The 13091-nt window shown below is 68.4% G+C and carries 9 protein-coding genes; 5 read left to right on the top strand and 4 right to left on the bottom strand.

Going from position 1 to position 13091, the window contains the following annotated elements; translation table 11 throughout:
• The first annotated feature begins 551 nt into the window (after nt 1-551).
• The 5 genes from E8A74_RS10185 to E8A74_RS10165 all read left to right on the top strand — a co-directional run bounded on the left by E8A74_RS10185 (nt 552) and on the right by E8A74_RS10165 (nt 6118).
• Nucleotides 552-1928, top strand: coding sequence for a hypothetical protein (locus tag E8A74_RS10185; RefSeq protein ID WP_136928764.1), 1377 nt, complete (start codon nt 552-554; stop codon nt 1926-1928).
• 35 nt (nt 1929-1963) lie between these two features.
• Nucleotides 1964-3379, top strand: coding sequence for a tetratricopeptide repeat protein (locus E8A74_RS10180; protein WP_170229017.1), 1416 nt, complete (start codon nt 1964-1966; stop codon nt 3377-3379).
• Nucleotides 3380-3455: 76 nt separating this feature from the next.
• On the top strand, nt 3456-4223 hold the full coding sequence (locus E8A74_RS10175) for a class I SAM-dependent methyltransferase (protein WP_136928762.1): 768 nt from the start codon (nt 3456-3458) through the stop codon (nt 4221-4223).
• A 221-nt stretch (nt 4224-4444) separates the two neighbouring features.
• Entirely contained in the window at nt 4445-5380 is a 936-nt protein-coding gene (locus tag E8A74_RS10170; RefSeq protein ID WP_136928761.1) for an ankyrin repeat domain-containing protein, read from the top strand.
• Between the two features lie 99 nt (nt 5381-5479).
• Nucleotides 5480-6118 carry a macro domain-containing protein gene (locus E8A74_RS10165; RefSeq protein WP_136928760.1) on the top strand — a complete coding sequence of 213 codons (639 nt, stop codon included), beginning with the start codon at nt 5480-5482 and terminating at the stop codon, nt 6116-6118.
• A 48-nt stretch (nt 6119-6166) separates the two neighbouring features.
• Here the strand turns inward: E8A74_RS10165 and E8A74_RS10160 are convergent, their stop codons facing one another.
• The 4 genes from E8A74_RS10160 to E8A74_RS10145 all read right to left on the bottom strand — a co-directional run bounded on the left by E8A74_RS10160 (nt 6167) and on the right by E8A74_RS10145 (nt 13015).
• Nucleotides 6167-7453: a monooxygenase gene (locus tag E8A74_RS10160; RefSeq protein WP_170229016.1), complete on the bottom strand. Its 1287-nt coding sequence runs from the start codon at nt 7451-7453 to the stop codon at nt 6167-6169.
• 128 nt (nt 7454-7581) lie between these two features.
• Nucleotides 7582-8091 (bottom strand): MarR family winged helix-turn-helix transcriptional regulator, encoded by a 510-nt coding sequence (locus tag E8A74_RS10155; protein ID WP_136928758.1) that lies wholly within the window; start codon nt 8089-8091, stop codon nt 7582-7584.
• Nucleotides 8092-8252: 161 nt separating this feature from the next.
• Nucleotides 8253-10700, bottom strand: a complete 2448-nt coding sequence (gene mgtA, locus E8A74_RS10150; protein ID WP_170229005.1) for a magnesium-translocating P-type ATPase — start codon at nt 10698-10700, stop codon at nt 8253-8255.
• Entirely contained in the window at nt 10697-13015 is a 2319-nt protein-coding gene (locus E8A74_RS10145) for a serine/threonine-protein kinase (protein ID WP_170229015.1), read from the bottom strand. The genes mgtA and E8A74_RS10145 overlap by 4 nt, the downstream gene beginning before the upstream one ends.
• Nucleotides 13016-13091: the final 76 nt, after the last annotated feature.

The raw sequence follows: 13091 nt of genomic DNA, 5'->3' as shown, positions 1-13091 counted from the left end.
TGCCGCGCGGCGGGCTTCGAGGGATCGCTATGGCAAGTCGGATGCCAGCGTGAAATGGGGCGGAAAAGAGGGGGGCGCGGGTCGGGCGCGGGGGGCGGGTGATCCGAAACGGAGCGGTGAGCGCTCCAAAATGGAGCGGGGCGCTCCAGAACGGAGCGGCGAAGCGCCAGGCGGAGGTCTGGAGGGGAGGGGAGGGGCTCGGCGAGGCGCCAGGCGGCGGTCGGGGAGGTCCGGGAGGGGCTGGGCGAGGCGCCGGGCGGAGGTCGGGGCGGTCGGGGGGCGGCTTGGCGAGGCGCCGGGGGGAGGTCGGGAGGGAAGGGGAGGGGCTTGGCGAGGCGCCGGGGGGAGGTCAGGAGGGGAGGGGTGGGGCGGGCGAGGCGCCGGGCGGAGGTCGGGGCAGCAGGAGGGAGGCCAGGCTGCGCGCCGCGGAGAGGTCCGGGGGATCCGGGTGGAACGTGGCGAGGCGCCGGGTGCGGAGGAGCGAGCGGTCCGGGGTGTTTGGCGCGGCGCCGCGGCGGATCTGCCGGTCGGGGCATGGTAGGGTGCGGGGCATGTCGGCGAGGCAGGACTGGGAGGAGGTCTACAAGCTGTTCGATCCCGAGCAGCCCGCGTACGACAGCCGGATTCGCGTGGATCGGACCGACGGCCCCGTCACGCAGATCGTGAAGGCGCTCGGGCGGACGTTCGGCACGCCGCGCGTGCTCTTCACCGGGACGACGGGGACGGGCAAGACGACCGAGCTTTTGCGGCTCGCCGAGCAGCGCCGCGGGATCGAGCTCGTCGTGTTCCTCGACCTCGAACGGCATTTTTCGGACGTCGTCCAGGACCCGAGCGCGCTCCAGAAAGTGAGCCCGTGGGAGGTTTGTTTCCTCGCGGGCCTGCACCTCATCGCGGAGTTTCGCGGGCAATGCGGGATGGAGCTGCCGGAGCTGCTCGTCCGGGATTTCGCCGAGGCCTGGTCCCGGGCGGCGCGGCGGACCGAGACGCCGAGGGCCGCCGAGGTCGACGTGGGCGTCTTGACGAAAGCGCTGCTCACGGTGGCCTCGGGCGGCGTGGCGATGGCGACGGGCGCGCCGGCCGCGGCGGTGCCCGTGATGGGCAAGCTCGTCGCGGAGGCGTTCGGCGCGCTCAAATTGAGCTTGCCCGTGGGCCGCAGCGCGCGCGAATTGCCGGATCAGGACCCCGACATGCAGACGCTGCTCGGGTGCGTGAACAACCTCGTCACCGAAGCGCGCCGCAAGAGCCGCCCGGTGCTCTTCGTCATCGACGGCCTCGATCGGATTCGTGACATCGAGCGGGCCAAGGCGCTCTTCGTCGATTCGCAGATCATCTCGAAGCTCGAATGTCCGAGCATCGTCTGCGGCCCCTTTGCGCTGCGGCATCACCCGTCCACGGCGGCGGTTCGGGGCTGGAGTGCGGTCTGCGTCCTCGTGAACGAGCCGGTCCTTCTCCAAGCGGATCCCCGAAAGCCGGGCCCGGGGGTCGCGTTCTTCTGCAAGCTCTTCGACCGCCGGGTCGAGCACATCCAGCAAAGGAACAAGCAGAGGCTCATCCCCGACGACCTTCTTCAGCGGCTCGCCTATCGTTCGGGCGGACGGGCTCGGGATTTCATCCGTTTCGTGCAGGCGGTGGCAGAGCAAGCCTGGGACGCCGATGAGCCGGTCGCGTCCGAGAAGACCGTGAAGGGCGTGCTGGACACGATGCGGCGGCAGCGCGAGATGGGCCTGCACATGGGGCACATCCACATGCTGGAGCAGGTCGCCGCCGAGCCCGAGCACCGTTTGCCGGAGCATCCGCTCGCGCAGGAGCTCCTGACCTATGGCACGCTTCTCCCGTACCCCAACGAGTCGGAATGGTTCTACCCGCACCCCCTCCTGACGATGCACCTCGTGAAGGAGCCTGGCTCGACGCCATCCTCCGCGAGCTGAAGCTTGCGGGCGAGGGCCGGGGCCTGCTCGTCCTCGTGGACCACGCGCGCCCGGAGCGGCTGCGCGACCTCGTCCTCGCGCTCCTGCCGACGTATCCGGACGTCGAGGTCTATACGGACGTGCGGGCCGTGTACGAGGTGCCAGAGGGCGCGGTAATGGTCCTGGCGCCGCGGGCGGAGGATGCGGACTGGCTGAATCAGCAGAGGCCGGTGTTCGCGCGGCGGAAGCTCAGGGTGATCCTGTGGTGTGAGGCGGAGACGTCGGTCGCGCTTGCGCAGAAGGCGGTCGATTTTTTCGATTGGATATCGCATCGGCACGAGTGTCCACCGGGGGTGCCGATGCATGCGGTGTATGGGATCCGGGCGGCGCTTTGTGCGCGGGCGCCGGGCATTCTGTGGAGGGGTGAGAACCTCGAAGCGTGTTTTCGGGTGGCATTGCCGGGGAGGCGGCTCGTTCATGTGAGCGCGCAGCTTTCGCACGAGGAGCTTGTGCAGGCGATCCGCGACGCGGGACGCGCGTGGCTTGTCGTGCACGATGCTGCCGATCAGGCCGACGCATCGAAGGTCGAGGCCGCGCTCAAGGAACTCGGGATCAGGACGCGCGTCATTTGGGTTGATGTCCTCCTGGGGCTTGGCAGCGTGGACATTTTTTGGACCTTCAAAGCGCATTGCCTTGGCCTCGTCGAGGCGCGCGCGGCCCTGGCGGCCCTGGGAGCGCGCGCCCCCGGACGAATCGCTGCGCTCGCCGCGCTCGAGCCAGAAGCCGTCCAAGTGATCGAGTTCGGTTTGCGGCGTGGCGTTCCGGAGACGGACTTCGAGCGGTTGATGCGAAACGCCGAGGATCCCGGAGCCGCTGCGGTGAGCCTGGTCGAAGACGACATTCCGTGGTTATGGGTCATGTTTTGGCGCTCGCTGTTGTGGCGCGGCACGGGACGACTGTGGCCTTCGTGGCTCCGCGCGCCGCACGAGGACACGCCGCTTTCCTGGGTGGCGTTTTTCGCCACCAAGGACGCACTTCAGCGCGGAACTGTCCGCGAGGCGACCCGATGGGCTCGCTCCTCATACATCATCTCTGCGGCAGGGATCCACGAGCGGGTCAGCGTAGAGTTTACCAATGCGCTTCGCGCGCTCGCACTGGTGTATTCCCGCAAGGAAAAGTTCAGCGACGCCGTGTCCCATCTTCATGAGGCAATCCGCGTGGCCCAAATCCGCCTCGGCCCCGACGACCCCTTCCTCGGCGGCCTCTACGGCGACCTCGCGGACGTCCTCGCCCAGAAGGGCGACTTTGACGAAGCCAAACGCCTCGCCGAGCGCGCCTTCCAGATCGAAAAAGGCATCCCCTCCCTTTCGAGCCCCTACATGAGCCGCGCCTACAAGCGCTTCGCGTACATTCAATCCCTGCGGGACGCTGCGGCCGCTCAGGCCGAAGGCAGGAGTCAGGGCAGCGGATGAGAAGGAATGGTTCTGCCTGGGCGCACGGCACGTTGCACCGACGATGACGCGGTAGTAGTCCTGACGGACAACCACCATGCCCCCCCTCTCCACCCCCCGCTACGACCACATCGGCCAAGGCTACGCCCATACCCGCAAGGAAGACCCGCGCCTGCGGGATCGCATCCTCGCGGCGCTCGGTCCGGCGCGCACCGTCGTCAATGTCGGCGCGGGGGCCGGGTCCTATGAGCCGCGCGACCGCCACGTGGTGGCCATCGAGCCGAGTGATGTCATGGCCGGACAGCGCCCGCGCGAGCTCGCCCCCGCGATTCGGGCGACGGCCGATTCGCTCCCGCTGCGTGATGGCAGCGTCGATGCGGCCATGACCGTCTTGTCCCTCCACCACTGGGACGAAGGGCAGGAGCGGGGCGTGCGCGAGCTGCGACGGGTCGCGACAGGGCCCGTCGTCATCGTCACCTGTGATCCGGAGGTGAGCGGCGCGATGTGGCTGATGGCCGATTATCTGCCCGAGGTCGCGGCGCTCGACCATCGGACGTTCCCCCGCCCCGCGCAGCTCGCCGCCTGGCTCGGCGGCCGCACCGAGATCGTGGTGGTGCCCATTCCGCGCGACACCTCCGACTGGACGCTGATGTCGTTCTGGGCGCATCCCGAGCGGGTGCTCGAGGAGGACGCGCGCAACGCCACCTCGGGTTTTGCCCGGATGGAACCCGCGGTCGTCCATCGCGTGGTGACCGCGGTGCGCCGCGACCTCGCAGACGGCACGTGGGACGCGCGCCATGGCCACTTGCGGAGGCTCGACGAATACGACGCCGGTCTGCGGCTCGTCCTCAACCTGCCTTCTTGACCGCGCGAATCCTGGAGGGCGGTCGGATCGGGTACAGCCACGCGTGCGCCCATCCGTCCTCTCCATGGATTGCATCCGCGCGGCCGACGAGAATGGAGGGCATCATCGTGCCCTGGGGGAGGAAATCATGAAGGCACAGAGCGCGTGGTTCGTCCTGGCACGTTTTGCGCGGCGCCGAGGCGGACCTGCCGGTCGGCGCATGATAGGGTGCGGGCGACGTCATGGGACTCTACGATACGGTGCGCGTGAAGGGGCTCCAGGGCTGGACATGCTCCGAAGGACACGACCTCATGCAGGCCGCGTGGCAGACGCAAGATCTCGGCTGCACCATGGGCTCCTGGACCTTGGCTGCGAGGCTCGACGGAACACCCGGCTTGGAGGGAGAACGAATCGAGCTGCCATTGACCGGCCGAATCGCCATCTACACGCATTGCATCCAGTGCCCGGCTCTCTTCGACGAGCTCGACGTCGGGGGCAACGTCATTCTTCCGTTCGTCGAATTCGAGGTCGACCTGGTGGAGAGTGTCGTTCGAAGCGCTGAACGGGTAAGCGAATCGACGCCGGAGCATCTGGCCCGGTGGATCGAGCGATACGGCTGTGAAGGTCCGATGACGTATGCGGAAGCGGTCGCGACGCAAATCACGCACGTGCCGGATCGGGCTCGGTCGCTACGGCGTTTCTTGACCAAGCTCGTCAGGAGGGCCTTTCGCGCTGAGCCGAGCGACGTCGAGATTCTCGCCCGATTGATTCGAGAAGAACCGACGCTGGTGCACGCTCGTGACGCCATCGGACGAACGCCTCTTCATCACCTGATCGAGCAGATCCGTGCCGATCCCCCCTCCCGTCCGGAGAACGTGACCCTCGAAGCGCTGGCGGAGCTTGTTCTGTTGAAAGGCGGCGATCCCAATGCGAGGGACGAAAAAGGGCTCACGGCGCTCTTCCTCGCATCGACGCCTCGAGCTGCCGCGCTGCTCGTTCGGCATGGGGCGCGTGTGAACGAGGCCAATCACCAGGGAAACACGGCGCTCATGCATGCGGTTCACGATCCGAAGCTCTTTGATGCCCTGCTGAATCTCGGAGCAGATCCCCATCAGGTAAACTCCAGTGGACATAGTGCTCACACGTGGAAGATGCTTGACGAGGGACGGAAAACTTGATCGCATTCTGATACCGCATGGAATCCCCGCGGGACGCGGCGGCCGCTCAGGCCCACCCGGACCGCCCATCACACCACCGCTCCCCTCCTCGTTCCACCCATGACCCTCACCCTCGCCATTCACCTCCGATCCTTGAGCGAACCCCTCGTGCAGGCCTGGCGAGAGGAGTTCGCCGGCGTGCCGGGCGTCACCGTCTCGTACGGGGATATTTTCTTCGATCGACCCGGCCCGGTCACGGCGAAGGATCCCATCGACGTACACGCGGACGCCGTGGTGAGCCCCGCCAATAGCTTTGGCTTCATGGATGGCGGCATCGACGCGGTGTACACGCACCACCTCGGTCCCGAGCTCGAAGCTCGATTGCGGGCGACGCTCGCGACGCGGTTCGGCGGTGAGCTTCCCGTGGGCCAGGCTATCCTCGTTCCGACGGGACACGCCGCCATTCCCTGGTGCATCAGCGCGCCCACCATGCGCGTCCCCGCGGACGTGAGCGACACGGTCCATGCGTATCTCGCGATGCGCGCCGCGCTGCTCTTGGTGCTCTCGCACAACGAGAGCGCGGCCGAGCCCATTCGGTCGGTCCTCTGTCCGGGGCTCGCGACAGGCGTCGGGCGTATGCCGCCCGCGCGCTGCGCGCGGCAGATGCGGGAGGCGTGGAACCAGGTCATCGGCCGACGGCCCACGCTTCCCTATTCGCTTTACGAGGCCATGGAGGAGGACAGCCGGCTGCGCGCGTGAACGCGCTTCGCGCCGCTGCCGAGGGGCTTCCCGGCCCAGGGCATGGTGCTACTTCCCGGTCAGCGTCGCGTACAGGATGTTCGTGCACATCTCGTCATTCGTCCCTTCGCCCCACGTCGTCGGCGTCGTGCGCCCCCGCGTGTCGAAGTCGCACGAGATCCCGAAGGTGTTCCCAGGGGCCACGTCGATCGGGGTCTCGTACCACCACAGGTCTTGCCAGTGGAAATTCCAGCGGTCGACCTCGGTGAGGCACTCTTCACCGCTCTCTCGTTTCAGGGAGGTGCGCTGCTCCCGGCCAATCACGTGCATGTGCGGCATCGCGCCGTAGACGCGAATGCCGCCGGAGGCATCCACGCCGCCGTACCACCCGAGTTGCTCCAGCGGCAGATCGACGCTGACATTGGCTTTTGCGGCCTTGGGGGGCAGCGAGAACTGAAAGCTCCCGACCGGTAGCAAGTACGCCCGCGTCAGGGAGGGATCCTTTTCGAGCTGGTACGTCACCTTCGAGCGGTCGGAGAAGGGTCCTCCCGTCAGTGGTACGTTGTAATGCACCTGAAGGGCGATCTTGCGGCCCGCGCCGTGGAAGATCCCCGTGCCCGCGGGAAGGATCGTCGCCCCGCTGCCCGGGACCCATACGCCGTAAAGGACGGAGTTCTGCACCCCGGCGGCGCCGAAGCATCGATACCCCGGCCCGGGATCCGCGGCGTCCAGGGCCTCCGCGTCGGCGTCGGCCTGGTCGTCGGCCAGGTAAAAGAGCGATACGTGGTGCACGACGCGCGCGTCCCCGGGCTGGATGTCATACCCCGTGATGAACGTGTCCTCGGTGATGCCCGGATCGACGACGAAGCAACGGTATTCGTCGAGCTCGCCCGGAAGAGGCTCGGGCGTGTAATCGAGGCCGATGTCGAAGCTCGCCAGCTCGCCCGCGAGCTTCGGTGTGTCGAAGGTGGGCGGCGGGGGCGCGTCCTTCGGATCCCCGAGCGGCGCGCCGGCTTCGGACCAGCGCTGGAAGAGCGCGATCTGCTCGTCGCTCAGCCACCGAGCATTCTTGTAGGTATGGCACGAGCCGTCGTTGTTGACCGGCATCGGCGGCATCGTGCGGGACCCGGTCGCGGCCGCCATGGCCCCCGCCATCGTCGCCGCGGTCTCGGCGTCGGTCAGGGAAAACGGCGCGATTCCGCCGGCCACGTGGCAGCTCGTGCATGCTTCGTTCACGAGCGGCGCGATGTCCTTGTAATACGTGGGACCGGTCGAGCCGCCGGGATTCTCGGCGGCGCCGCATCCGGCGACGCAGCCAAGAGCCAGGAACGAGGACACGACGATGGAACGTCTCATGGTTCCTCCATGCGCAGAGGGCGACAAGCAAAGACGAACGGCCTGCCCGCTCGCACGCATGGACAGTATCAGGCTAGATATATCTGTCAAGATTCATCTAGGGGGTAGATGTATCTGCACAGATTCATCTACCCCCGGCGCGGCGGTTTCTTCTCGGGCGCCTCGGGGCCATCCTCGTCCTGCTCGCCTGCGCGCAGGACGAGGTCGTGGACCAGCTCCAGCGCCGCGAGCACGCGGGCTCGCTCGCGCGCGGTGGCGTGGGTTAGGAGGGGTTCGATCGCCTCCTCGACGCTGCGTGTCATGCGTTGTTCGACGGTCTCCTTGTAATGCACGGTGGCCTCGATGCGCTGCTTGCGTCGGTCGTCCGCGTCCGGGAAGCGGCGGACGAATCCCTTGCGCTCGAGCTCGGCGATCACCTGAGAGATGCGGCTTTGCGCGATCGAGAGCTGCGTGACGAGGTCGCTCGCGGTGAGTCCCGGGCGCTCGATCACGGCGCGCAGCACGAGCCGCTCGGCCACGGCACGCAGCACGAGGTGCTCGACCGAGGGCTCGTCAGGCACCCCCTCCGGAGCGGCCATCGCGCGCTCGGCGAGCGTGGCTAGTTTCCGGCCGACGAGATAGAGGGAGGCAGCATCCATCCGCCCTTGCTCACGAAGATCGCGCGTGCTGTCAAGACGAAACGTGCCCACACCCTGCGAGGCGCACACGGCATGAAATCCAGCCCCCTGCGCTTCTTCCTCCTCGTCTTGCTCTCCCACGGATGCGCCCCGCAGCCCGCGCGCGTGCACACGGCGGCCGCTCAAGCCCACCCGAACCGCCGATAAAACCACCGCTTCACGACCTCCACCGTCCCCAGATACGCCGCCACGAGCGGGACCAGCATCAAGAAAAACGCCGGCGGCAGCGGCGCGAAGCCCACCTTCGCCCCGAGCGATGTGAAGGGAAGGAACACCGCCAGCGCCACCACGAAAAGGCTCGTCCCGAAGAGCGCCCGGCTCGGCCTTCCCCGCAGCGCGCTCCCTTGCGTCCGGATCACGAAAATCACGAGCACCTGCGTCGCCAGCGATTCGACGAACCAGCCCGTCTGGAACAACCGCTCGTCTCCTTGGAAGAGGTGGAGCAGCAGCGCGAAGGCGGCAAAATCGAAGAGCGAGCTCACGGGCCCGATCACCAGCATGAAGCGGCGAATGAACGGCATGTCCCACCGGTGCGGTCGGGCCACGAAGTCCGGGTCCACCCGGTCCGTCGGGATCGGCAGCTCCGAGAGGTCGTAGAGAAAATTGTTCAAGAGGATCTGCGCCGGCAGCATCGGCAGGAACGGCAGGAAGAGCGAGGCGCCGGCCATGCTGAACATGTTGCCGAAGTTCGAGCTCGTCCCCATCAGGATGTATTTGAGGATGTTGCCGAGCGTCCGGCGCCCCTCGACGATCCCCTCCGCCACCACCGAGAGGTCCCGTTCGAGCAGGAGGATGTCCGCCGCCTCCTTCGCCACGTCCACCGCGCTGTCCACCGAAATCCCCACGTCCGCCGAATGCAAGGACGGCGCGTCGTTGATCCCGTCGCCGAGATACCCGACCACCCGCCCTCGTTTCTTCAAGGCGAGGATCACCCGGTTCTTTTGCGTCGGGTTCAGCCGGCAAAACAGGTTCACGCTCTCCACGCGCGCCCCGAGCGCGTGCACGTCGAGCTTGTCGAGCTCCGCCCCCGTCAAGCATCCACGCACCGGAATGCCGAGCTTTTGGCAGACGTGCGTGGCCACGTGCTCGTTGTCCCCCGTCACGATCACGACCGACACGCCCGCGCCCGCGAGCGCGTGGAGCGCCGCGCCCGCGCTCTCCTTCGGCGGATCCTCGAAGGCCGCGAACCCCGCGAAGACGAGCTCCATCTCGTCGCCTTTCACCACGTGCTGGCACGCGGGCGCCTCGGCTTTCCAGGCGATCCCGAGCACGCGGTATCCCTCCCGCCCGAGGGCCTCGAATCGCTCGGAAAAGGCGCGCCGCGCCGCCGCGTCGAGGGGACGGACGTCCTCGGGCCCCTTCCCCTCATAGTGCGTCGAGACCCGCAGGACCTCCTCGAACGCGCCTTTCACGACGAGCCGCGTGTCTCCGTTTCGACGGACCAGCACCGAGATACGCCGGCGCTCGAAATCGAAGGGCACCTCGTCGAGCTTCTCCCAGCCGCCGACGTCCACCGTCTCGTGCCGCAGGATCGCCTCGTCGAGCGGGCTCCGCAGGCCCGACTCGAAATGGCTGTTGAGGTACGCGAGCTCGAGCGTCCGCGGGCTGTCCCGGCCCTGCGGGTCGAGGTGCTTTTCCAGGCGAATGCGCGCTTCGGTCAGCGTGCCCGTCTTGTCCGTGCAGAGCACGTCCATGCTGCCGAGGTCGTGAATGGCCGAGAGCCGCTTCACGAGCACCTTCTTTTTCGACATCCGCAGCGCGCCGCGCGCCAGGGTCACCGAGACGACCATGGGGAGCAGCTCCGGCGTGAGGCCCACCGCGAGCGCGAGCGCGAACAGGAACGACGTGAGCCACGTGCGCTCGCGGACGAGGTTCACGAGCAGCACGAAGAGCACCATCCACATCGCCAAGCGCAGGATGAGCAGCCCGAAACTCCGCGTGCCGAGCTCGAATGCGGTGGGCGGCGGCTTTCCCGCGAGCGCGACGCCGATCTTGCCGACCGCCGTCTTCGTCCCCGTCTGTGTGATCACGGCCTTGCCGCTGCCGCTGAGCACGGACGTGCCCATGAAGACCTCGTCCGTCTTCGGCCCGGGATGTTTTTCCACGGGATAAGGCTCGCCCGTCAAGAGCGCCTGGTTGACGAAGAGGTCGCGCGCTTCGAGCAGCGTTCCATCGGCGGGGATGAGGTCCCCGGCCGCGAGGAGCACGACGTCGCCAGGCACGACCTCCTCGATGGGCACCTCGCGCGGCGCGCCGTCCCGCACGACGGTCGCGTGGACCCGCGTCGCTTTGCGCAGCGCCTCGACCGCGCGGCCGGCGCGGTGCTCCTGCAAGAAATCGAGCACCACGCTGAGCACGACCATGATCATGATGATCGTCGAGCTCCCGAGGTCCCCCGTCACCGCCGAGACGACACACGCCGCGAGCAAAAGGAGAAGGAGGGGGTTCTTGAAGCGAGCCAAGAACTCCACGATCGCCGCGCGGCGGCGCCCGCCGAGGAGCTCGTTGCGCCCGTGCGACGCGAGGCGCTTCGACGCTTCGGCCTGCGAGAGGCCCTCGTCCGTGCTCAAGGCGCCTCCCCGAGGCCGAGCTCCTCCGCGAGCGCGAGGAGCCTCCGATACGCCGGCACGTCTTCGAGGGAGTTCCGTCGAAATGCAGGACCTTCGATGCGCGCCGCCGTCGTATCTCCCGTCGACCGCTCGGCCGCGCGGGCGTGGTAATGGCAGGCGCGTTCGAGGTCGCCGCCGCGCTCGAAATGCTCGGCCAGCACCGTCGGGTCCTGCTCGCCGTGCCGTTCGAGCCATTCTCCGGCGAGGAGGTGGCCGAGCGCCCGATCCTCGCCGAGGAGCATCGAAGACGCGCCTTCGCGGAGCAGGGCGTGACGAAAGCGGAATTCCTCCTCGCCGGGGAATCGGCTCTCGTGCGCCTTTGCGATGAGCTCGCCCTCCATGAGCCGCGCAAGCGCGTCCTGCATTTCGGATGCGTGGAGGCTCGCGCCGAGCAAGGCCGCGACGCCCCCGGGCCAGAACGTCTCCCCGAAGATGCTCGCCGCCCGCAGGATGCGGCGCGCCGGCCCGTCGAGCTGCGCGAGCCGCGATTGCACCATCGACACCACGGTCGCCGGGAGCGTGGTTTGTTTCTCCTCTGCCGCGCGGATGAGCTCCTCCAGGTAAAACGCATTGCCGTCGGAGAGGGCGCAGATGCGCGTGACGGTCTCCTCGGACGCCGCGTCGCCGAGCACGTGCCGGACGAGCTCCTCGCTCGCCTTCGGGCCGAGCTTGCGGAGCCGAAGCTCGTACAAACGCCGCTTCGACCAGAGGTTCGGAAAGGCGTCGTGGACCTCCGGCCTCGCCAGCGCGAGCACGAAGAGCGGAGCGCTCCCGCATTCCCGCAGCGCGGCGTCCACGATCTGCACCGTCGGCCGATCGCTCCATTGCAAGTCGTCGAGCACGAGCAGCACCGGTGCCGCGCTGCATTCGGCCTGCACGAAGGAGAGCCAGGCGTCCTGGATGCGCTCGGCGAGGAGCTGGGCGTTCTTGCGCGCCTCGCGGAGCTGTGCGCTCTCCGCGTTCGGAAAGGGCGCGGAGGTGATCTCGCCGAGCATCTCGGCCACGGGCCGCCCGGCGGGGCCCATGCGCTCGGTGATACGCGCGAGCAGCGCCTCCCTCCGCGCTTCGAGCGGCAGACCTTCGCGAAGCCCGCACGCGCTCCGGAGGGCCTGCCCGAGCAGGCCGAGCGCCGAGCTTTGCCGGAGCAGATCGGCGCGCGCGTGCCAGATCGAAAGGAACCCGCTTCGCGCGCGCAGCTCCCGCACGAACTCGTGGGCCAGGCGCGATTTGCCCATGCCCGGCGGCGCCACGACGAGCACGCCCTGCGCGACCCCGTCCTCCACGCATTCGTCGAAGAGCTGCAAGGCCAGCGCGAGGTCGCGCTCCCGGCCCACGTACGGCGTCGGCTTTCCGAGGAGCAAACGCGGGCCCTCCGCGATCTGTCGCCGCACGACCGTGCGCCGCTCGCTCCCGGTGAGCGCGCTCCGGGGGCGCTCCTTTGCCGGGGCGTCGTCGACGAGCCACGACGTCGAGAGGGCCGCGGCGACGGCCCGCCCATCGGCCGGCCGGCCCTCCGGGTGTTTCGAAAGCATTCGCGCGAGGAGCATTTCGAGCCCCTCCGGCGCCCGAGGGACGAGTGCCCGCAGCCGCGGGGGTTCGTCGAAGAGCGTCTTGCTCAGGACGGCCAGGAACGTCGCCCCCGGAAATGCGCGCTGCCCGGTCAGGCATTCGAAGAGGACCGCGCCGAGCGAAAAGACGTCGGCCCGGGCGTCGACCCCTTCACGATCCCTCGCTTGCTCGGGGGCCATGTACCCGGGCGTGCCGAGGATCAACCCCGTGTCCGTCAGCCGCGAGGCGCCGGGGAGCTGCGCAATGCCGAAATCGAGGACCTTCAATCCCTCGATGCGCCCGCCGACGAGGAACAGGTTGCCCGGCTTGACGTCCCGATGCACGACGCCCCGCGCGTGCATGGCGCCGAGCGCCTCGGCCGCGGCGCGGAGCAATCGAACGCCCTCGGCGACGCCGAGCGGACCCCGCCGGAGGCGGCTCGCGAGGTCCTCCCCCTCGAGCCACTCCATCACGAGCCAAGGCTCTCCGGACGGCAGCACGCCGCGCGCCACGTACCGCACGATATGCGGGTGCGAGGACGTGGACAGGATCGCCGTCTCCCGCTCGAAGCGCGCGGCAGCGTCGTCCGGGCCGGCCCGGAGCACCTTCACGGCGAGCCGCTTGCCCGTCGAGCACTCCCGCGCTTCGTAGATCTCCCCCATTCCGCCGGTCCCCGCGAGCCGCACGAGCTCGTACCGCCCCCCCAGGGTCTCCCCGATCCCGAGCATAGGTTTCCCCCCCCCTCCGACGCGGACGGGCCACGCTACCATTGCCTCCGGCCCGCCGCGAGGTTATGCGCGAACG

The sequence above is a fragment of the Polyangium fumosum genome (assembly GCF_005144585.1).
Lineage (GTDB): Bacteria > Myxococcota_A > Polyangia > Polyangiales > Polyangiaceae > Polyangium > Polyangium fumosum.
The sequence above is the reverse complement of the archived record's forward strand: the minus strand, read 5'-3'. Positions and strand labels throughout refer to the sequence as shown.